General features: G+C 57.7%; 14 protein-coding genes and 2 pseudogenes. 6 read left to right on the top strand and 10 right to left on the bottom strand.

Annotation, left to right across the window (positions count from 1 at the left end; all coding sequences use genetic code 11):
* Position 1: 1 nt before the first annotated feature.
* From BDD14_RS32805 to BDD14_RS02495, 4 genes are all read right to left on the bottom strand, one after another.
* Entirely contained in the window at positions 2-658 is a 657-nt protein-coding gene (locus tag BDD14_RS32805) for a hypothetical protein (RefSeq protein ID WP_242617682.1), read from the bottom strand.
* 103 nt (positions 659-761) lie between these two features.
* On the bottom strand, positions 762-992 hold the full coding sequence (locus BDD14_RS02505) for a hypothetical protein (protein WP_130417425.1): 231 nt from the start codon (positions 990-992) through the stop codon (positions 762-764).
* Between the two features lie 54 nt (positions 993-1,046).
* A complete protein-coding gene (locus BDD14_RS02500) occupies positions 1,047-1,544 on the bottom strand; it encodes a hypothetical protein (RefSeq protein WP_130417424.1) in 498 nt (165 codons plus the stop codon).
* 27 nt (positions 1,545-1,571) lie between these two features.
* Positions 1,572-1,868: a hypothetical protein gene (locus BDD14_RS02495; RefSeq protein WP_130417423.1), complete on the bottom strand. Its 297-nt coding sequence runs from the start codon at positions 1,866-1,868 to the stop codon at positions 1,572-1,574.
* A gap of 140 nt (positions 1,869-2,008) precedes the next feature.
* Between BDD14_RS02495 and BDD14_RS02490 the strand changes: the two genes are divergently transcribed.
* From BDD14_RS02490 to BDD14_RS02475, 4 genes are all read left to right on the top strand, one after another.
* Positions 2,009-2,428, top strand: a complete 420-nt coding sequence (locus BDD14_RS02490) for a hypothetical protein (RefSeq protein ID WP_242617681.1) — start codon at positions 2,009-2,011, stop codon at positions 2,426-2,428.
* A 221-nt stretch (positions 2,429-2,649) separates the two neighbouring features.
* Positions 2,650-2,883: a hypothetical protein gene (locus tag BDD14_RS32330; protein WP_207231673.1), complete on the top strand. Its 234-nt coding sequence runs from the start codon at positions 2,650-2,652 to the stop codon at positions 2,881-2,883.
* Between the two features lie 450 nt (positions 2,884-3,333).
* Positions 3,334-4,425 carry an IS5 family transposase gene (locus BDD14_RS02480; RefSeq protein WP_130417184.1) on the top strand — a complete coding sequence of 364 codons (1,092 nt, stop codon included), beginning with the start codon at positions 3,334-3,336 and terminating at the stop codon, positions 4,423-4,425.
* Positions 4,426-4,681: 256 nt separating this feature from the next.
* Positions 4,682-5,344, top strand: a complete 663-nt coding sequence (locus BDD14_RS02475; protein ID WP_242617680.1) for a class I SAM-dependent methyltransferase — start codon at positions 4,682-4,684, stop codon at positions 5,342-5,344.
* A 197-nt stretch (positions 5,345-5,541) separates the two neighbouring features.
* On the opposite strand, the gene hrpB is transcribed toward BDD14_RS02475, so the two are convergent.
* The gene (gene hrpB, locus BDD14_RS02470) at positions 5,542-7,902 is read right to left on the bottom strand and encodes an ATP-dependent helicase HrpB (RefSeq protein WP_341273285.1); all 2,361 of its coding nucleotides are present in this window, start codon (positions 7,900-7,902) and stop codon (positions 5,542-5,544) included.
* A 185-nt stretch (positions 7,903-8,087) separates the two neighbouring features.
* Between hrpB and BDD14_RS02465 the strand changes: the two genes are divergently transcribed.
* Both BDD14_RS02465 and BDD14_RS02460 read left to right on the top strand, forming a co-directional pair.
* The gene (locus BDD14_RS02465; RefSeq protein WP_130417422.1) at positions 8,088-9,800 is read left to right on the top strand and encodes a 30S ribosomal protein S1; all 1,713 of its coding nucleotides are present in this window, start codon (positions 8,088-8,090) and stop codon (positions 9,798-9,800) included.
* A gap of 936 nt (positions 9,801-10,736) precedes the next feature.
* The gene (locus BDD14_RS02460) at positions 10,737-14,207 is read left to right on the top strand and encodes an arabinofuranosidase catalytic domain-containing protein (RefSeq protein WP_130417421.1); all 3,471 of its coding nucleotides are present in this window, start codon (positions 10,737-10,739) and stop codon (positions 14,205-14,207) included.
* Positions 14,208-14,270: 63 nt separating this feature from the next.
* Here the strand turns inward: BDD14_RS02460 and BDD14_RS02455 are convergent, their stop codons facing one another.
* The 5 genes and pseudogenes from BDD14_RS02455 to BDD14_RS02435 all read right to left on the bottom strand — a co-directional run bounded on the left by BDD14_RS02455 (position 14,271) and on the right by BDD14_RS02435 (position 21,400).
* Positions 14,271-16,976, bottom strand: a complete 2,706-nt coding sequence (locus BDD14_RS02455; protein ID WP_207231672.1) for a hypothetical protein — start codon at positions 16,974-16,976, stop codon at positions 14,271-14,273.
* Between the two features lie 446 nt (positions 16,977-17,422).
* Positions 17,423-17,931, bottom strand: a pseudogene (locus BDD14_RS32800) (transposase); the annotation flags it as partial.
* 127 nt (positions 17,932-18,058) lie between these two features.
* A pseudogene (locus BDD14_RS34235) lies at positions 18,059-18,523 on the bottom strand (tyrosine-type recombinase/integrase); the annotation flags it as partial.
* A 146-nt stretch (positions 18,524-18,669) separates the two neighbouring features.
* On the bottom strand, positions 18,670-19,467 hold the full coding sequence (locus tag BDD14_RS02440) for a HugZ family pyridoxamine 5'-phosphate oxidase (protein ID WP_130417420.1): 798 nt from the start codon (positions 19,465-19,467) through the stop codon (positions 18,670-18,672).
* Positions 19,468-19,594: 127 nt separating this feature from the next.
* Positions 19,595-21,400: a glycoside hydrolase family 13 protein gene (locus tag BDD14_RS02435; RefSeq protein ID WP_130417419.1), complete on the bottom strand. Its 1,806-nt coding sequence runs from the start codon at positions 21,398-21,400 to the stop codon at positions 19,595-19,597.
* Positions 21,401-21,943: the final 543 nt, after the last annotated feature.

The raw sequence follows: 21,943 nt of genomic DNA, 5'->3' as shown, positions 1-21,943 counted from the left end.
ATCACAGCTGAAAACAAGTTGAAGATGGCGGAGGGTAGGAGGCAGTATTGGGCGAAGAAGCGTGAACGAAAGGATACGGTCGTCCATTCACATACGGAGCCAGCATACCGTTGTCGCGGTAGCTGATCGCGAAGTCGAAGCTGTATGCCTCTTCGCCCTCCATGACCAGATCGGACACAGCCTTAAAGCCAGCCTGCGACAGCTTGATCCAGCCGACTTCCCAGAGGATGGGAGGTGCGCTGCCGTCGGCCTGCTTCTTGTACTTGCCGGTGCCAGGATCAGCGTTCTTGTACTTGATAGCAAGCACAGCGAAGTTGAGCTGGGCACGCTGGTCGTCGTCGCCGTTCAGCTTCGCGCAGCAAGGACCCTGCGTGGTGATGTTGCCACGCTTATCGCGCACAGAGAGGCAGCGGTAGGCTGACTTCTTGTCGCTAACCTGAATGAAGTGCATCCACGCCGTCCGGACCTTACATACATCGGTCAGAACAGCAGCGCGGACGTAGGTGCCGTTCTTGTCTGCTGGCATGATCTTCTGCAGGCCAGTGCGGGCAAGGGCATCTTCGTCGCCGAAGTCTACAGCGCAGTCGTCCGTTTCATAGTCGGCGTTAGAGGTGGAGGCGAGGGTGGACTTTACTTTTACTTCGTCGTCAAGTTTCACAGTGAGAACTCCGAAAGGTGGTGTTTCTTGTGGCTTGTGCAGCGCGGCCACAAAACCTAATACCCACCGATCGGGCTCGACCTGAATTATTGATTTGAGATTTCTAGGACCATATGCTTGCGATCTGCATGGCACACACGTACGGCAACATGCGGCCCTGCTTCCCGCGCGAGAGCACTGAGATCGAGCGATACACACGACCGAGATCGAGCGTGAGTCCCTTGAAGTGTTGCTGCTGTGAAGGCTTGATTCCGATCTTGCTCGCGGCCTCTTCACCGAAGCCCACGATCGTCGCGTAGCCCACCAGCTTCTTATGCAGCATGTGCAGACGCACTCGGGAATCGTCTCCATGTCGAGCCAGTCGACGGAGGACTCCCATGGATCATGGTCAAATTGGCTTGGGGGGAAGGTCGGCGCTGAGATGCCACACAGCAGCCCAGATCAGGCCGGGGACGTCGTCGGTCTTGCCCTTGGTGAGCATGTCACCCACGCGGTCGAGAACGACGCGCTTGAGCGCCTTCTCTTTACCGGCGAGCAGAGTAAGCGTATGTTTGACGATGGTGTTGATCGCGGCACTGCCTTTGACGATCGGCTCCGTAGACCACATCCCTGTGCGAGCGCGAAGCTCCGGCGAGAGATCGACCTTGTACTTGGTGCTGACGACGTAGAGTTTGCCCTCGAACCCGGCGAGCAGGTCATCGGTGACGCGCTCGACGAACTCCGGCTTCGCACCGACCTGATGCGCGAGGAAGCGTATCTGTCCAGCCTCATCGCCGACGACGATGTGGTTCTTGGGGAGAGCTTTCTTGAGCAGGATGAAGGGCACCGGAGGGAGCTCCGAGGAGATGTTCACTCCCTCGCGGCGCGATTGCAGTAGGTCAGCCATAGGGGGTAATACCCACCGGGAGGCCGATTACTTGAAAAAGATTTTAGTTTCGTCGACCAGCGTGTGGGCATACGCGAGCGTGCACAGTATGCCCTGCTCGAACCTGTTGTAGTGGCTGTATGCCTTTTCCTCCCAGGTTTGCACGAAGCCGCTCGTCTTGGTGCGGATCTGGTCGGCGGAGTGCAGGCGTTTTAGAACATCAAGAAGCTCGAAGCCGTAGGGATTGAAGATAATAGTAGTCAGGCTACGATTCTTTGCTTGACGGAATTCGTAACCATTACGAATCCTAAAAGACCGGACCGCAATGCCGAGTGTGGTTCCCATCGACCGGGACCACACAACCCAGCCGCATAGACCGTCTCTCGGTTAGCTGCCAGAAGAGCGGCCCGCTGTTCGCTTTTCATAGGACGACCCCGAAGGCAGTCACAGAGCGGGCTGCTGAATACAATCAATTCTGCCACCCAGTGCAGCGTTATGCTGCCACCCGTGCAATGGGATGCTGTGAGTGCAACGTTATCCTGTGCCATCGCGAACAGCGTCATGTCGGTCAGCAGCTGACTCTCGCCTACGACCGCAAGCAGCTCATCCTCGAGCGCAGTCCTGCGTCTGAAGAACTAAGCGGCCAGTACGTGGATCTTTATGACTTCACGGATGGAAGACTGGAAGTGCGCTGGAAGGGACAGGTGCTTCCCTACCGGGTGTTCGACAAGGACCAGCGAGTCAGCCACACCGCTATCGTTGAGAACAAGCGGCTCGGACATGCACTCGCGCTCATCAAGGCCCAGCAGGATATAAAGTATGTCCCAAAGGTAAAGACCAACAGTGAGAAGATCAATTATCGAAAACGCGAACGAAAATCTGAAGCGGTGGAAATGACGGCCTGATGGAAAGCGTGGAACGATGAAACTGTCCCACTCTTCCCACAGTCCTTGGAAATCGACACACAACGTCGATTTCCACATTACGCACCGCACGACGACTACGGACATTTCTACTTTGCAGAGATACGGACAAATGAACTTTGCAGCAACAGACGTTGTACGCGCAAAGTAGAAATGTCCGGTCCCCGCTCATTAGTCATGTTCAAGGGATGGGCCTGATCAGGATGAGCACCCGCGATTTGAAGCGTATCGAGGTTTTGAGTGAGGTACTTGTAGGACGGCATACGGTGACGGAGGCGGTCTCGAAGAAATCCCAGCAGGTTAGGAAACAAGGCTGCAACCAGCACCCAAAGCACCGACCGCATGGCGCGCCGCCGAGCATCCCCGTAGACATATCCGAGGCACAGTACCCAGGTTGCGATCTGGCTGCCGAGGAGCAAGCCAACGCCGAAACCTAAACAATTTTCAGCTAACGGTCTACTCTAAAGCGGCAGGCTCTCGTCAACGAAAGCTATTCTGAGCCGATCAAGTGGATACGTGCAGCGACTGCTTTACCCAGAGATTCGCTAAAGATCCCGTAAGCATGTGAATCGATGACATTGTTCACTACGGCTGGATTCCCGCTGTTTGTGGCGTTTTCGATAACGCCGCGCAGCCCAGAATAAGCGCCGCGGAAATGAACCCGCCATTCTACTCCAGGGCTGAAGGAACATACTCAGGAAACCGCATCGAGCCTGGAGCGCACACAACCTCGTGGTTCGCATTGACCGACTCGCTCGATTATGTAGCCGCTTCGCGTCCTAATCCTGACGCGCCGAGCACCACGAGATGAAACGTAGTCTTGCCTAGGAGCTTGTTGAAATAGGTTCTGGCTTCGTCTGATCTGGGTGTTGGTCCGTCTCTGTTGTATGCGTGGCGACGAGCGGGTTCAGGGTGAGATGTTCAGTTGTGTGACGTTGGAGCAGCGGGTTCCACAGGATCATCCTTTGCGCGAGATTCGCAAGTTGACGGATGCAGTTCTGGTGTCGCTGAACGAGGATTTCGATGCGCTATATTCGGCATCAGGCCGTCCTTCGATTGCGCCCGAGTATGTGCTGCGGGCGCTGTTGTTGCAGGCGTTTTATTCGGTGCGTTCGGAGCGCCAGTTAGTCGAGCAGCTGAACTACAACCTGCTGTTCCGCTGGTTCGTCGGCCTGGGCATGGACGACGCGGTGTGGAACCATGCCGTGTTTTCCAAGAACCGCGACCGGCTGCTGACGTCGGACGTGGCGCAGCGGTTCTTCGCCGAGGTGAACGTGCTGGCGAAGCGCTTCATGAGTGACGAGCACTTCACCGTGGACGGCACGCTGATCCAGGCCTGGGCATCGCAGAAGAGCTTCCGGCCGAAGGATGGCTCCGATGATGGCGACGGCACTAACTTCCGTGGGCAGAAGAGGTCGAACGAGACCCATCAATCGACTACCGATCCGGAGGCGCGGCTCTACAAGAAGAGCTATGGCAAGGAGTCGAAGCTCGCGTACCTGGGCCATGCGCTGGTGGAGAACCGCAACGGCCTGATCGCCGCCGCGATGGCGACCCAGGCCGACGGCCATGCCGAGCGCGACGCCGCCCTGCTGATGCTCGACGAGCGGCAGAAGAACAGCTCGCGGCGCATCACGGTTGGTGCCGACAAGGCCTACGACGCGAAGGACTTCATCGCCGGAGCCCGCGCCCTCAACGTCACCGCACATGTGCAGAAGAACGACAAGGGACGCCGCTCGAACCTCGATGGCAGGACCACCCGGCACGCCGGCTATGCGCTCAGCCTCAGCCGCCGCTGGCTCGTGGAGAAGACATTTGGCTGGTTGAAGCAGACCGGTCCGCTCGACCAGCTGAAGGTGCGAGGACTCGCCAAGGTCGACTGGATCTTCGTCTTCAGCTGCGCCGCACATAACCTGCTGCGTCTGCCAAGGCTCATCCAAAGCCATACTCAGCAGGACCCACAGCAGCAGTGCGCCTGAAGGCCGGTTGAGTCTTCAACCCGGCAAGAAAACATGCCGCAGAATCCGCCAGCCAGCCGTCATAAACAACCCAACTCCCCTGCATCAACCCAAAACCTCATCAGTAAAGGAGTCAGCTCTAGCTATTTCAACAAGCTCCTAGGTCAATGTCAACCGAATGTATCTGCATTTCGAGATCCTCGTGTCCGAAGCTCCCCTCCCCATCCTCTTGTTCTTACTGAGGGCAGCGGCGGACCATCTCATTAGTCGGCTTGTGATGAGTGATGAATCCACACGGCAGAAAGACATGCTGGGTTGGTATGGTTACTGCATGGCGTTAAACGTTCAGGATCAATTTGGACAGATCGATATCTATGTTTTTGACCAAATCCTTCGGGGAAACATTGGTAGTGGAATGCGTGTGCTTGATGCTGGATGCGGATATGGCCGCAATCTGGTGCATCTGCTCAGAGAAGGCTGCGAGGTCTTCGCACTCGATACAGATGAGGCGGGGGTAAAGCACGTTCAGCAGCTGTCTCGTTCTCTAGAAACCGAACTCCCAGCAGAGAATTTTCAGGTTGGACTCATCGAGCGAATGCCATTCCCGGACGCCTTCGTCGATGTGGTGATCTGCAACTCCGTACTTCATTTCGCGCGGGACGAGGACCACTTCAGAACGATGTTGTCCGAGTTATGGCGCGTCCTGAAGCCGGGCGGTATGCTCTTCTGCCGCCTAGGTTCGAGGATTGGAATGAACTTCAAGCGGGTAAAAGGCAATACATACGTAATAGGGGACGGATCTGAGTGGTTTTTAGTAGATGAAGAGATACTCCTGAAATACACCGAGAAGATGAACGCCGTACTTACAGATCCACTCAAGACGACAATCGTCCAGGATTATCGTTGTATGACGACATGGGTTCTGCGGAAACGGCGCTAGAATCCTGTATCTTCGATCATGACAAACGTTAGGACTCTATCTTGACTGCCCAGCACGCAGAGCCCTGCTGTCGCCGGGATCACCGGTCGGGCAGTTAGGGTAGAGCCGTTTGAAGGGAATCGCTGGCGTTTGCGGGGGAGTATCGCACGCTAGCCTCCGCCGCGCCAGCGGCTTCGTTCAAACGGGCTTCTGTTGATCTATTTGTTCTTAGGGTCTTGCGGTACCTGAGGCATCTCTGGCCACGCGTGCCTCGGATAGCGCCGCATCAGCTCCCGTCGAACCTGCGGATAGAGGCGGTTCCAGAATCCAGCAAGGTCTGTCGTCGTTTGTACCGCGCGATGATTTGGAGCCAGGAGATGGATAACGAGCGGCGTTTTGTCCGGACCGATCCGGGGTGTCTCCTGCATCCCAAAGAAATCCTGTAGGCGGGATGAAATCCAGGGTGGTCTGCCCTCCTCGTAATGAACCTTCGTCTGACGTCCATTTTTCAGGCGGATGACGAGAGGTGCAATTTGATTGAGCAATCTGGCGTTCAGCTTTTGCTCGATGACTGGGATGATGTTCTTAGCGGCGTCTCTCAGGTCGCTGAAGCTTTGGAGGCCCAGGCACAGGTCACGCAGCGTCTGGGGGATGTCTGGCGGCTCGAATCCCGCGAAGGTCAATCTGGCCAGAAAATGTTCCAGAGTCTCCTTATCTACAAAGTGGTCTATGCCCACATCGAGTGCCTTCTGAGCGAGCAGGTCGGCCGCTTCTGCCTCCGGCGCGGCGCCTCGTGACTCGTCAATGACCAGCTTGTCGTAATGCAAAGCGCTTACTTTCTCGACCCGCTCCGCACTGCGATTCCAGACCACGCTCGACTTTTCCTGAATGCGATCCGGGAAGAGGTCGAGCAGCCACTCCGGCTCGATTCTCGCGGTCATGCGAATGAGCGGCAGGGGATTCTCCTGGCGATCCTCCGCATCGATGGCGAGCATGAACTCATAGGGCGGCGTCTCGCCGGCCACCTCGGCCGAGATACCTGTCGATAGCAGCACCTGATTGCCAATTCGCCGGCGGGCCACACGGTCAGGAAAGCCGGCCAGCACGGAGAGCAGCAGCGCCTCGTCATCATGGCGAGTTTGCTTCGGTGGTCGAGCTATCCTGAGCAGCTGTTCCGTGTGCTGACGGGAACGATAATCCTGAGGCAGGTCCATGGCAGCAAGCAGATCGTTCTTCTCACTGCGCGCTCCCAGGCCGAGCATTGCCGCGGCCAGACATCCATCCTCTCCGACGCCTCGATCCAACGCTTCGACCAGGATGCGGGACAGGCGGGCAGGCAAAGGAAACCGTGCGAGGCGCTGCTCCATCTCTCCATTTGCGCCACCGTTTGCTCCAATGCGATCGAGCAGCAACGCAGCGCTCGCAACGTTCTCCGTGGGTGGAGCCTCCAGCCAATCCAGATCATCAAGATGCGCGATCTTCATCGCCCGAATGCTGAGTAAAAGCTGCGAGAGATCGGCGCGTGCGATCTCAGGAGTGTCGTGCTCCGGTCGCAGCAAATAATCTTCTTCGGAATAGAGGCGCATCACCTGGCCGGGTCCGGTGCGGCCCGCTCTTCCGGCTCGTTGCGTTGCGGACGCCTTGCTGATCCGGCCGACCTGCAGCGTCGGCAGTCCAGTCCAGGGCGAGTAGGTTGCGATGCGCGCCAGACCGCTATCGATGACGGCGGTCACTCCTTCGACAGTCACAGAGCTTTCAGCAACATTCGTCGCGAGGATGAGTTTTCTTTCTCCAGACGGCAACACAGCGCGATCCTGCTCGGCAGGTGAAAGATCCCCATGCAGGGGCAGAACAAGCAGACCAGTCTGACGAGCGATCGTTTCGCACTCGCGCATCGTTCGCCGGATCTCGGCGATGCCAGGAAGGAAAGCGAGGATACTGCCGGAGTGCTGTCCGGTATTCAGCAATTCGACAGCCTTCCTCGTTTGAACATGAAGCGGCTCAGGGGAGTAAGGCAGGTGCCTGACCGACAACTCAAACAGCTTTCCCTCCGCTCGAAGGACCGGACAATTTCCAAGGTATCGAGCAATCGGCGCCGCATCGAGCGTGGCCGACATCACAACGATGCGTATCTCCGCCCGGGCGCGCTGGAGACGCTTCAGGAGTGCCAGCGCAAGATCGCTGTCCAGGTGACGCTCGTGGAACTCGTCGAGGACGACCGCGTCGATGCCCTTGAGGGTTGGATCGGTCAGCAGCCGGCGGGTCAGAATACCCTCCGTGACAAACCGCAGTCGCGTGCGCGGCCCGATTCTCTCTTCGAAACGGACCTGGTAGCCAACCGTCCCGCCGACCTCTTCGCCCAGCTCCCACGCGACCCTTCGTGCCGCCATGCGTGCGGCGATTCTGCGTGGCTCGAGCACGATGACTTCGCCGCTGACGAGACCGAGAATGGCCGGTGGAACACGAGTGGTCTTCCCCGTTCCCGGCGGCGCTTCGATGACGAGGTTGGGCGTATGCTGCAGGGACGTGAGAATCTCCGGCAGAATCGCATCCACCGGAAGTGCTGGCTTTCGACTCACTGAGTCGATCGGAACACAACGCTTCTGGCGCCGTCAATGCGGCTACAGGGGCCAAATCGTCGCACCCGCGCAAGCTTGTTAGTTTTCCTAGAGAGGCGCCCAGTAGATGTCTTGATCCGATATTTGCTGCATTACCCTCTAAAAATCGCCATAGATCCGGTCGTGACTACAATATAGATACTGTTATGGCAAACGAAGGCACTCCAAACACCATTTCCGACTCTCCCAATACACCCGAGGCCATCGATGATTCCACAGAATCGTTCGGCTCACTCCTTTCACAGTTTGAAAAGACTCATGCCGATCGATCGAAGACAGAGGCCGCACAGAAGGAAGGCATCGTCGTGTCGATCTCGTCAGACTCAGTGTTCCTGGATATCGGTTTCAAAGTCGAGGGTGTTCTCTCTCGAGGGGCGTTTGAGAACAATGCCGAAGGGATCACGATCGGAGACAGATTTCCTGTCTCGGTAAAGGGACGCAACGAAGAGGGCTACTATGCGCTCTCGCGTCTGAAGATTGCACAACCGACGGACTGGTCATCACTCGAAGAGGCCTTTGCGCAAAAAACCGCTGTCGTGGGAACAGCGACTGGCGTCGTCAAGGGTGGTCTCACGGTCGACCTGGGCGTCCGTGCCTTTATGCCTGCATCTCGCAGTGGAACCCGCGATGCCGCTGAGTTGGAGAAGCTGGTTGGCCAGGAGATCACCTGCCGCATCGTCAAACTCGATGCCGCCGACGAGGACGTCGTCGTCGACCGCCGCGTCATCCTCGAGGAACAGACCCGCCAGCTTGAGCAGAAGCGATATTCCGAGGTGAGCGAGGGAGATATCGTCAGTGGTCAGGTCCGAAGCCTTACCAGCTATGGCGCCTTTGTCGATCTTGGCGGAGTGGATGGCCTGCTGCATGTCAGCGATATCGCCTGGAGTCGCGTCAATAATCCCGAGGAAGTTCTCACCGTTGGTCAGCAGCTACAGGTCAAGATTTTGAAGGTAGATGCCGACAACAGGCGCATTTCGATTGGACTCAAGCAGCTGCAACCGGAGCCGTGGGACTCTGCTGCAGATAAATATCAGTTGGGTCAGCGTGTTAGCGGCACTGTAAAACGTCTTACGGACTTCGGCGCGTTCATCGAAGTCGAGCCGGGGATTGAGGGCCTGATTCACGTCTCCGAGATGTCATGGGTCAACAAGGTGCGAAAGCCCGGCGATCTCCTCAAGCTCGAAGACACCGTTGAGGCCGTCATCCTCTCGATCAACCCGGCCGAGCGCCGTCTCTCTCTGGGGCTCAAGCAGGCGCTTGGCGATCCATGGGCTGTGGTGCCACAGAAGTTTCCCGCAGGTTCTGTTATCGAGGGCCCGGTCGCGCGACTGACAAAGTTCGGCGCGTTCGTGCAACTGGCGGAGGGTATTGAGGGCCTGGTCCACATCAGCGAGATCAGCGCCGAAAAACGCATCAATCACCCGCAGGATGTGCTGAAGACAGGACAGATCGTCAAGGCCCAGGTCCTCGCTATCGATATCGAAAAGCGCCAGATCAAGCTGAGCATGAAGCAGTTGATTCCTACCGACCTGGATGAATATCTCGAGGAGCATTCCGTCGGTGACGTCGTATCGGGGCGTCTGATCGAGCAGACAGCGGACAACGTTATCGTGGAACTCGGCGAAGGCATTCGCGCTCACTGCGCGGTAAAAGTAAAGACCGAATCGGCGGCATCGAGTCAAAGCGAAGCGAAGCTCGATCTCTCAGCATTGAGCTCCATGCTGAACGCTCGATGGAAGGGTGAGACGAAAGCTTCGAACGCGCAGGTTGAGCCACTTCACGTCGGTCAGATGCGAGACTTCAAAATCGTTACGATCGATCGCGACACCAAACAAATCGCCCTGGAATTGACGACGTAAGTGCACGGATGCACGTACGTCGCTCTCGATGACTCTCTATCCATTTCGCATGCTCGTTGTGGATCATCCTGATGACCCCATTGGTTGGTTTTGTTAGTTCTTCAGGAAACCAGTAAGGATTTCTTGACCGATTGCGGTTCGCATCGTACTCGGTCAAGAAACGCCGACTTTCTATTACTAATCCTGCCCTCCTTCCGACCGTCGGCCACGCGGGAATCGGCGCTTTCGTACACGCTGCAAGCATAGAAGCTCTGGTGAGCTCTGCATGCAGGAACCGAGCGCAAGGTGGGACCTTCCACCATATGGCATTCCATATCAACTCCTCTCAGCAACTGACGATTTGCGAGATCGGGCGGGTGCCGCGCTCTTCAATTTTTACTTGTAATAAACACCCCGGCCGAGGCTCTCGGCCAATTCCAATCCCTGGAGAGACCATGACCCTCGCCGCGAGGTGCCTGCTTGAAATCCAAACCGTTTTCCCAACTGCCGATGCCCGGGTCCACAAAGACATGGCCGAAGTCATCGTTCCGGTCCCGAACCGTCCTGCAGCTCCGCTTGTTCTCGGCTCTGGTAGGGACTTCGACATAGCTGCGGTCGGTGCCGTTGCTTTTCTTGGAGACAGCAATCCAGAATTCGCGAAGCGAAGCTCCATCTATGTTGCATGGCAGTCTAGACCGCCATGCAACAAATCAATCTCCGGGCAAAATGAGATTACCTATGGGTGATGACTACATCCATGCGTTGACGACTTGCCTTCCCGATGTCGGAAGGGGCCAGATACAGTGAATGATCTACAGCGCACGCAGCGTCGGTGGACACGCAATTTCTGGCAGTTTCATGGAAGCTCGGAAATATGCCCAAAGGAGGTCACTTCACCGCCCCTTAATCCACTACACTTTCGAGGCTGGATCAAATCAGTTCAATAGGCAGGACTGCATGAAGATGAGAAATTTTTTTATAGCAATGTTCGCGCTGTCGCTAGTGCCTATGGGCGGCACATCTCTGGCGGCACAGCAGTCCGCCGCCGGTGCTGCTCCTTCAAGACCACAGGGCCCGTGTGATATTTATGCTGTTGCCGGGGACCCTTGCGTGGCAGCTCACAGCACTACGCGCGCTCTTTATGCGTCGTACAATGGCCCAGTCTATCAGGTCCTGCGCCAGTCAGACGGTAAGACGCTGAACATCGGCGTCGTCCAGCCTGTCGCGTCTCCTTTACCCGATGCGGGCGGATACGCCGACGCTGCCGCGCAAGATACGTTCTGTGCCAACACCTACTGCTGGATCACGACGATCTACGATCAATCGCCGAAGCACAACGATCTCGTTCAAGCCCCCCGCGGTGGCTTCAGCGGTCCGGCTATGGGCGGCTTTAACAATCTACCTATCGCCGACATGGCGCCGGTAACAGTCATGGGCCACAAGGTCTATGGCGTCTTTATCATGCCGGGCATGGGCATCCGTCAGAACGACGTGAAGGGGACCGCCGTAGACGACCAGGCCGAAGGACAATACTGGGTCATCAATGGGCTGCACTTCAACAGCGGCTGCTGCTTTGACTACGGCAACGCTGAGATCGACAGCCGCGACGATGACAATGGCACCATGGAGACCACCTATTACGGCAATTCCACCGGCTGGTTTCACGGAATCGCACCAGGCCCGTGGATCATGACCGACCAGGAGAACAATCTCGTAGGCTGCGTCAACTCAGATGACTCCAAAACCTGCACAAAGCTGCCGACCGTCACATGGCGGTTCGTGACCGCTATCGCCAAGGGCGAACCGCATCACTGGACCTCCATGGGTGGCGACGCAAAGCGAGGCACTTTGTCGGTGATGTTCGATGGACCGCGCGTTGATGCCACCTACGATCCGATGCGTAAACAAGGTGCCATCCTTCTGGGAAACGGCGGCGATAACAGCGTCAGTTCCCAGGGCACTTTCTATGAAGGGGCAATGACGGCCGCAGGTACCTTCCCGAGCGACGCCACCGACCAGATGGTGCAGGCCAACGTGGTCGCCGCACACTATGACCTGCCGCGGCTTACTCTTGCGCCTGCGTCGGCAACCTCCGCGTCACCGGGCCTCCAGACCTTCTTTCCCGGCTCCTCGCAGGACACCACCGTCACATTCACCAATACAACGGACGCGCCCGCCACAGGTGTTCGGTTGAGCATCGCCTTACCCGATAAGAAGTGGACATCCGTTGTTGCAGGGACTCGCGATTCATCGAAGACATTGCCCGAGCCGGTCGCACCAGGCGCGAGCGTGAGTGCCACATTCAAGGTCACCTCGGGGCCGACTGCGTTCAACGGTGACCTGGTCGGCAACGCCTCATGGACCGACTCGAAGAGCGCAACCACGCATTCCGAGACAATGGCCGCGAAGGTGCGCAATGTCAGCCCGATTAAGATCAACGAGTTTCGCATCGGCTCCAGTTCCGCCAATACCACTGATTCCTTCATCGAGCTCTATAACCCCGGCTCCAGCGCCATCGACATCTCCAACTGGACGCTGATCGTCCATCCAACCCAACAGCCTGTCTTCTCCTCGGTGAAGGTCCCCGCCGGCACCAAGCTTGCGGCGCACGGCTTTTATCTGCTCGGCCTCTCCAACTCCGGTCTGGCAGTTCCCGCCCACGCCGGAGATACAACCATCAACGTTCGTAGTACCACCGGCATGTCGGTTGGCGATGCAGTCACCATCGGCACCGGCTCCGGCATGGAGACCCGCAACATCACCAGAGTCGGGACGGCAGCCAACACCGGTACAACCCTCTGGCAGCCCCTCCCCGACGGTCCGGTCATCACGGTCCCGGTGGATTCGACGAATGTGCCTGTGACAAGCACTTCCGGCTTTGTGGTCGGGGAAAAGATCGCCCTCGGATACGGAGCTACCTACCCCACCGTGGCGAAAGCCACTGAGCAGTACGAGGTGGCCACAGTCACTACAGTTGGAAAGCCTGGCACCCAGGCCTTCCTCGCAGTGGACACTCCTGCTGGCGCAACCAGCCTCCAGGTAACATCCATCGCGGGCATCTCCGTCGGTGACAGCTTCAGGCTGGACATCGACAGCGTCGGCCATGGTATCGAGACCGTCAAAGTCACGCGGGTTGGCACGCCGGCCAACCGTACAAACCTCGCGGCAACGGCGAATCTCGGCGCGACCAATATCAAAGTCCGCAGCGTCAGCGGTTTTTCTGCGGGCGACAAGATCACCGTTGGCACTCCCGCCAAACATCAGACCGTGACCATCACCACCGTCGGTTCCCCGGGTCCGAACGGTACCGGCATCGACGTCACTCCGGCTCTCGACCAGTCGCACGTCAACGCCGAGCTAGTCGTAGCTCCCGGCACTGGTCTGGACATGGCCTCCCCGCTACGTTTCAGCCATGCCGCCAATCTTCCCTTCAGCAATCGAGGAACTGGAATTAGTTTCCTGCCGGCGACAACGCATCCCCATTCGAGCAACGAGCCCGTGCAGCCGCTTGGCACCGGTATCACCCTCGATAAACCCTTATCCAGAAATCACGCAATCGACACGGTCGTACGAGACGCCACTGTCACAACCGCGGGCTATCAGGGAACTCCCGCGCCCAACCAGTGGTTCGGTGGTCCCGCGCTTTTCTCCATCAGCGCCAGCAGCTTCACCAATCGCCCACCCGTACTCAATGCTGGAAACATGGTGCTGCGCGATGCTGCCGGTCTCGTCGTCGACAGTCTCAATTACGGTGGCCTCGTCGACCCCTGGGCTTCCGAGGGCTACCAGGCCATCTCCGGTGCCGGAGAGATGGGCTGCCAGGTGCCCTCGCCCGGTCCTGCAGGCGGCTTCGGTCCCGCCGCAGCCGTCATCATGACGAACAGAAGCGCGGGCCGCTTCCCCGAAGGCGCTGATACCGACAGCAACTGTGCCGACTTCCTCTTGCAGCCCGCCACCACCCTTTCGGCTGACTCCTCTGCGAACGCCATCAATATTAAGGTTGCCAGCGTGGCAGACTTCGCCGCTGGCCAGTCGATTACCGCCGATACCGGCGCAGGCAGCGAGACCGCCGTGATTCAATCGGTTGGCACAGGAGGCGCGACCACCGCCGGCATGGCGACCGCAGCAGGCGCAACCGTTATCCCTATCGCCAGTCCGGTGGGCTTTCACTCTGGCCAAACCATCACCGTCGATAACGAAGCGAACCATGAGACGGCCGTGATCGCGTCCACGACTTTCAACCGGAGAGGCGCCTCCATCACCGTGTCTGAACCGCTCAAGTTTGCTCACGCTGCCGGCGCACAGGTCTCCGGCAGCGGCATTACGCTCACCCATGCGCTGTCCCAGCCACATGCCAGCGGAGCGCAGGTCGTCAGCAAGCATCCGACCCCCGGCGCACCTAACCAGTACTACGCAAGGTCCCAGTGATGCCTGGGCAACTGACATCAAAAGCTATCGCTCATCGAGTATTCGTGAAGGGACTTGGTTGTCTCAGCCACGCCGTACGACAAAATATGGCTGCCTCATGCGAGACTCATCGAATCCTGGATAGAGACCAACTCCTCCGCCGCCATGTTTGACCGTGAAGAAGTATTGCAGCGGATATTCGGCAGCGGTGTACGCCGCAGGGATTTCTAGCTGAAACTTTCCGCCACTGCGGGTCATGGGCTCTACGGTGTAGCGCTCGGCCTGGTCGACATGCCGGTAGTGCAGCGTCACACCTCCCGCGTCTTCCACCGTCAGCGAGATCGCCAGTGGCGCACCTGCCCGGAAGGCCGCAGCTGGAGTATGACGTGCGCGCAACGGTCGACGCGCCGTCTTGCCCAATGCGGCCGCAATCGCATTTGTAACATTGGTGTCCGAGCCGGTATGCGCTCCAGCTAGCATGCCCTCTACTAACGTGATGTCTTTGTCCATCGCTGGAAGACGATCGAGCCAATGCCCCCGCTGATACGGCTGTTCGCCCACCGTCACATCTGCCACGTAAACGTCTCTTGCCCTCTCCGCCAGCCCGGCCCACGTTGCACGAGAGCTCTTGTAAAGAGCAATGGACCGCTCGAGCGCACGCCGATCTTTCGTTCTTTCGTACACGGCGAACAGCACGCCGCTCCGGAAGCGTGTGGCGTAAAACCTACCTAGGTCAATGAGTATTGCCACATCGATAGCCATCCCCCGGTACTCCGGCCACTGCTTCTTGACGATCTTTGTTTCCGCGGCCACCCACGCCTTCGAGGCTCCGTCTGCATACTCCTCAAGCCACGCTGCCACCTCGATCGGGGAATATCTTCCGCTCCTCTCTCCGCCCATCAGCTCGTCCGCGTGCTCCGACATCCGTGAAAACATCGGTGGATCGAAGGTGCTGGCGGTATGAAAGAGGACAGGCTTCGGGCTGTCGCCATACGGGCCGACATGAGCCGCGTCAACGTACGTCTCGTTGGTGTAAAGCTCAGGCCAATAGGTATTGTTGCCGGCAGAGGGAGCATAGGCAGTGAGTACAGTCGGCAAAATGCGGCTCGTCTGTGAAAGCGCTGCATACACATCCTCCGCTGCCAGGCCGAAGTCTTTCCGGAGACCGCGCAAGAAAACTTCCTGCTCCGTTTCAGGGTTGTATAGCATGCGACCCCACACCCGGGTCGTGTACGCGTACTTCTGCCAATCCCACCGCGGAGCCAATGATCTGTCCGCATATGCGGTACGGTTACCAGCGATCCCCGATCCCCGCCGCCCTTTGAATGAAAGCATCTCCATCACTTCTACACCATCACTTCCGCAGAAGCTAAAGGCCCGCGAGTATGCCGCCGCCGACACCGGGTCTCCCCAGATAAGGATCCTTTGCGATCCCGGCCAGATGCGGTGCACCACCTTCCACTTGCGGTCCTCTCGCAACAGGTCGCCGTAGCCGTAGCGGAGGAAGGACCGCGTACCAGTGCTGAACTTCATGAGGCCGGTATTGTTCTCCGCCCCTGGACGCGGCTGCTCCATCACACGAATATCCGACTGGTGATACGGCATGCCCATGTGCTCTCCCCAATACTTGGGAGACATTTGGACCGGCATGCCGGTGGCAAGGGCAAGCTTCTCCGTTTTCTCGTCCATGCCTTTAGTGTGCATATCGATAACGACCGTGCGGCCGCAGGTCGCCACGCCCTCGAAGACCTGTCTCCAGAACTCGTAGCTGCCCTCCGTCACGCCGCTCTCTCCATGGATGCGAAAGGTGACGCCGCTGATCTCTGGTATCTCTTGTAGCAGCATGCGTACCGCATCGCGGCAGTACGGCCCGTGATTCTCCTTCGTAATACCGTCGATTACATAGTTCGCATGCGGACTATCGATCCATTCATATCCGTGCATCCAGAGTCCTACAAAGAAATCGATCCCCCGCGCAACAGTCTCTTTCGCAATGAACTTCAGCATCACCAGGTTCGCATCCCGCTCACTATCCGGCAGCGGCGTCGCCTTCACGTCGTAGCCCGGCACCTTCAATAAAAATGGATAGCTGAAGAGCAGGTAAGAGTCCGTCACCTGCCGGATAAAGTCGTAGCCGATGCCGAAGGCAAGATTGAAGCGGTTGAATCTTTGCTTGGCCAGCATCGTTAAGTACTGTGGCCACATCTCGCGGTCGTTGTACCATGGCTTGTCTTCAACATCGCTGGTAAACAGCCTCATCATGCTTCGAACCCTATTCGCGGGTCGCTCCACTACGCTCTTTCCATCTCTGACACCTGTGATCGGGTCCGCCTCTAAAGCCGAACGGTCCGTGAGTTCCAGCAGGGAGTACATCATGCCGCGAGCGTCGCTGCCGGTGATGGCCACAATAGTCTTCCCGCCCACAGTCCCACGCGCAAGACCCACCGCCTCCGGAGAATCTTCAAGTTTGAGTCCTGCGCTACGGAAGATCGAACTGACAACCGGTTGCGACGCATCGGCCACGAAAATACACACGCCCCCTGCAGTGACCTGTGACAAAGAATTGCAGCGAAGGACATTCACGCCACGCCCGGTAAGCGCCGCCTCCAGTTCCTTCGCAGCCCAAAGCACCTCAGGCGCATCTGCAACGATGCCAGCCCGGTCCACCACCAGAGATATCTCCGGACCTGCAGCGGCTTTTACAATTCCCTCACAACCCGTGGCAATAGTCAGTGACGCTGCCGTCTGAATCACTCTTCGTCTGGTCCATGTACCTGCGAAATTGGGCATAAGCGTACTCATCATCAGTAAACGATTTGCTGGCCGACTGCATCAGTCGAAAGGCTCTTTTTAACACTGCTCATGTAAACACTCAAGACGAAGAATGACTTCGCATGAGAGTTTCACCGATTCCGACCTCAATTGCCTGCTCATTTCCGTAACATGCCGTACGTTTCTCGAGATGGCTGCTGGTACTTGCGCATAAGCCATATCGCTTTCCAGGTTTCGAGCACAGGCAAAAAACATCATCGGATGCCATGACAACAGGAAACTTCAGCCGGCGCTATAAAAAAGGTCACTTAATTGGGGCAGTCTTCCCGCGGGTTCTCTTTTGGGAGCACTAACCTGTTTCCCCTTGGGGCTAGTAGTGTGAGAAACATCGTTAATTTTATGCTAAGACATCAGTGATTTGTACCAGCACAAAATAGTGACATTTCAAGGCGCCTTTTCAGGTTGCCCACCTTCCAACCGGCTCTCTGGAGCAGCGCCGTGATCCGATACCCATAGCGGCCATACTGGCTGGCAAGTGTAACGATGGCCTGAGTCAGAGCATCTTCGTCTTCACGCTGTGTCGGCCGGTAGCGCTGCGTGCCCCTGGGTTGCCCCAACAGAAGGCACGCATGCCGCTCACTGACTCCATGCTCGCAGGCATGGCTGACCGCACAACGCCGTCGCTCAGGGCTTAGAAGTTTCCCGAGGCGATGTCCTTCAACACCAGCTTGTCCAAGCTCAACTCAGCAACCAACCGCTTCAGCTTCGCGTTCTCATGCTCAAGCTCCTTCAGCCGCTTCGCCTGATCCACCTGCAGACCGCCATACTCCTTGCGCCAACGGAAGTACGTCTGCTCCACAATCTCCGCTTCCTTGCACGCCTGCGCTGTCGTCTTCCCGTTCGCCACAGCCACTTCGATCTGTCGCAGCAGGTTCACTCCCTGCTCCTCCCGATACCTCTTGCCTCGGGACATAGGCTCTCCTCGTTCCAGTGTGTCTCTTAGTCACTGGTACAAACCAAGCCGGCCACTCCAATTGAGCGCGGCAGCGCCAGTACTCGCGCAACGTCTCCAGCAGCTTAGGGCTCAAGGGGACGTCCCGGTCGCGACCGCCCTTGCCCTGCTGGACGTGAAGCATCATGCGTTCGCTGTCGATATCGGCCACCTTCAGGCGACACAGCTCGGCCCGGCGAACTCCGGTCGCATACAGCGTCATGACCATGGCGCGATGCATCCGGTTGCCGGTGGAGTCGATCAGTCGCGCCACTTCCTCCTGACTGAGTACCGTAGGCAGGCGCTTGTGATGCTTCGGGAGCGGAATCGCGTCGGGCAAGTAGGGTCGCCGGAGTGTCTTGACGAATAGGAACCGCAGCGCGGCAGCCCGCCCTTCGATGGTGCGTGGTGAGAGCTTGCGATCACGGAACAGGTGAACCTGATAGTCGCGTACGTGGTCCTGCCCCAACTGATCCGGCGACCGGTGGAAGTACTTGGCGAACTCCTCCACTGCATGGATGTAGGACCGCACGGTGTTCGGAGAGTAGTTGCGACGCTGGAGCTCATCCAGCATCCTCTGGCGAAGATGGGTCACAGGGAAACCTCCTTGTGACCCACACCCTAAACCCGACTACCGCTCAGGAGGCCAAAACTGCAGCATCCGCCGCGCCAGCGGCTCGTTCAAACGCGCTTCTCGTCACTGATCCTCTCGAAAGCGCCTCAAGTTTTTGCTTCAGCGGCACGAACCATCTCGACGAGAACGGTGCGGGTTTCGTTCGCGCTCAGGACTTCGCGAAGGAAGTTGATGCGCTTCCCCTTCATCCCTTCCGAGGTCTTAAGCCGAAGATGGAATCCGAGGCGATCTACTGCGGTCATCGTTACCTCAGTTGCGTCGAGGCCGGCATGAACTCTGGCCAGCACAATCATCGCAGGGACGTGTTCCGCGTTCATGTGTCCAAGGATCCTTGGAGCCGCCTCTGCAAGAGGATCAACCTTGGCAACCTGGTAGTCTTCGGCAGTCACCCAGCCCATCACACCGAAGCCGCCGACATAGTAGATGTCGAGGGGCTGCAGGCAGAAGAAGCCGAAATCTTTAAAGTCCACCCAGGAACGGCTGTTTTCGTGCCGTGAGAGGTAGTGCTCACGAGCTTCGCCGACTTCTTCGTCCGGTATCGGAAGCACGTCGCCGACGAGCGTTGCGCGCGCGGTGCCGAGAGGATCGCCATCGCCCGCTTGTCCTACAAAGAGACTCGCCCGCGTGTCAGCCTGAAGGTTCTGGGTATGCATCGCCATGTTGCTGATCAGAAAGATCGGCCGTCCGCTCCCATCGATCGCATAGGGCATGAGAGAGCCGAACGGATATCCAGAGCGCTTTCGCGAGACGGTTGAGAGAGTCGCAATTGTGCTGAGGGAAACCATGGTGCGAACTCGCTCCGCATAAGTCGGCTCTGGTAGCTGCGGTGCTCTGGGATCTGTGTATGCGTGCTTTCTTGGCGGATTAGTTTCTGAGATAGACATCGGTCTTCGACTCCCTAGGAATATGGTACGTCGATCTTGGGCCCGCGACTTAATTCGGCTCCAGAGAGTCGACGAGTGTACCGCTGAGCTTCCAAATGCGTTGAAGGTGACCACTCTAGCCACTCCCTCAGTAAATGTAGATGCGTGCCTCCCACGGCTTCAGGTTCAGCGTGGAGATGTTGATCTCGGTGCTACCTTGGTTCGTCATGAGAAGATGCTTCGGTTTGATGTCGCCGGGGATGGTGTAAGCGATGGGGTCTTTCCCGAAATTGAGGACGACGAGGTAGCGGTCGGCTCCAAGGGTACGGGTGTAGGCGTAGATTTTGGGGTTCTCGGGATCGAGATCTTTGTAGTCGCCGTAGACGAGAGCGTGTGTCTTGCTGCGCAGCGCTATGAGTCGCGCGGTGTAGCTGTATATAGAGTCGCGGTCTTTGATCTCGCTGGCGGCGTTTATCTGAGTGTAATTCGGGTTGACGGCGAGCCATGATCTGGGGCCGGTGGTGAAGCCTGCCTGCGAGGTGGCGTCCCACTGCATAGGCGTACGGGCGTTATCGCGGCTCATGTGGCGGAGGTTGGCAAGGTAGGCCTCTTCGCTGGTGTGGCCGGTGAGGACATCGGCCTTGTAGCCGTTCTTTGCCTCAATGTCGTCGAAGTCGGCCATGGTGCGGAAAGGATAGTTGGTCATTCCGAGCTCATCGCCCTGGTAGAGGAAGACAGTGCCGCGAAGGGTGAGGAGCATAGTCGCGAGCAGCTTGGCAGAGGGAACGCGGAAGGCGGCCGAATCATCGCCGAAGCTCGAGACCAGGCGCGGGTTGTCGTGGTTGGCGAGGAAGACGGTGTCCCAGCTATGAGTATCGAGTTCGCGGGCGTGAGCGGCGTAGATGGCCTTGAGCTGGGGCAGAGCCCAGTCATTCCACTGGCGGCCGTCGCGGTTTACGCGTACAGCGTCGAAGTTGAAAATCATGTCGAGCTCGTGGCGGCGGTCGTCGACCAGCATCGGGGTCTGCTGGAGCGAGATGCCGAGGGCTTCGCCGACGGTCATGACGTCGTACTTCGAGAGAACCTCGCGGTTCATCTGCTGGAGGTACTCGTTCATGTGGGGGCCGTTGGCGTAGACCAGATGTGCATGTTGAAGTTCGTCGGGAGTGAGGTCGCGTAGGCCGGCACGCTTGGAGATGAGCGGGATGACATCCATGCGGAAGCCGTCGACGCCTTTATCGAGCCAGAACTTCATGAGATCGAAGACCTCGGTGCGAACCTTAGGGTTGTCCCAGTTGAGGTCGGGCTGTTTTACGGCGAAGTAGTGGAGGTAGTACTCCTTTGTCGTCGGGTCAAACTGCCAGGCGGAACCGGAGAAGAAGGACGGGTAGTTGTTGGGCGGATCGAAGCCGGTGGGGCTGGCGGGGTTGGGCTTGCCGGGACGCCAGATGTAGTAGTCGCGATAAGGGTTGTCTTTGGAGCTGCGGCTCTCAACGAACCAATGGTGCTCGTCGGAGGTATGGTTGACGACAAGGTCGATGATGAGACGCATGTGGCGCTGCTTGATGCTGGCGAGGAGCGTATCGAAGTCTGCCATAGTGCCAAACTCGGCCATGACCTTGCGGTAGTCGCGGATGTCGTAGCCGTTGTCGGCATTGGGGGAGTCGAAGTGCGGGCTGAGCCAGACGACGGAGACGCCGAGATTCTGGAGGTAGTCGAGCTTGCTGGTGATGCCTTTGAGGTCGCCGATGCCATCGCCGTTGGAGTCGTTGAAGGAGCGCGGATAGATCTGATAGACGACGGCTTCTTTCCACCAGGTGGGCTGGTAGCCGTTGATCGGTACGGGCTGCGCTGCGGCGGTAGAGGTCGAAGGAGAAGTTTGGGACATCGCAGATCGGGTGCCAATGAAGGCGAGGATAAGGGCTAGCGACAGGATAGAACGAGTGATCCGCATAGTATCTCCGGTTACAAACGATGAGATGCGGTCCGGTCTCCAAGGGCTTGCACTGGTACAGATGACGGAGAACAAAGGAGATAGAGAGGCGGCAAGCCTCATGCTCACGTGCTCAGAACGACTGTGAAAGCGCCATCTCTATAAATAGACATCTAGTCCACCAGCTGTATTGATGTAAATACAGAATCAGGCATAAGGATGACCCCACAGCGCAGGTGAATCAAGCGGCGGACCATCTCATTCGTCGGCTTGCAGGAAGTTACAGTCACTACGCCACAATGCGGACCGTGCCTGTGTTCGAAAAGATCCAAGCCTGATTCGGCCTATGACGTATTAACTTGATCCTCAAATACGCTTAGAAGATCGCATCTTGCAGTAGATTTGAGGTGTGGGTTGGAGCACATTGAAGGTGTTCTGGTTATGGCACTCACACGCACATATCGGATCGCTCTCAGTTCGAGAAGTTTATCCCTGTTGATGCTCGTTCCCGTTATGGGGTGGGGACAGATTCCACAACCTCAAACTGCCGCACCGAATCATGCC

This window comes from Edaphobacter modestus (assembly GCF_004217555.1).
Classification (GTDB): Bacteria; Acidobacteriota; Terriglobia; order Terriglobales; family Acidobacteriaceae; genus Edaphobacter; species Edaphobacter modestus.
Note: the sequence above shows the minus strand (reverse complement) of the source record. Positions and strands in the feature narration are given on the sequence as shown.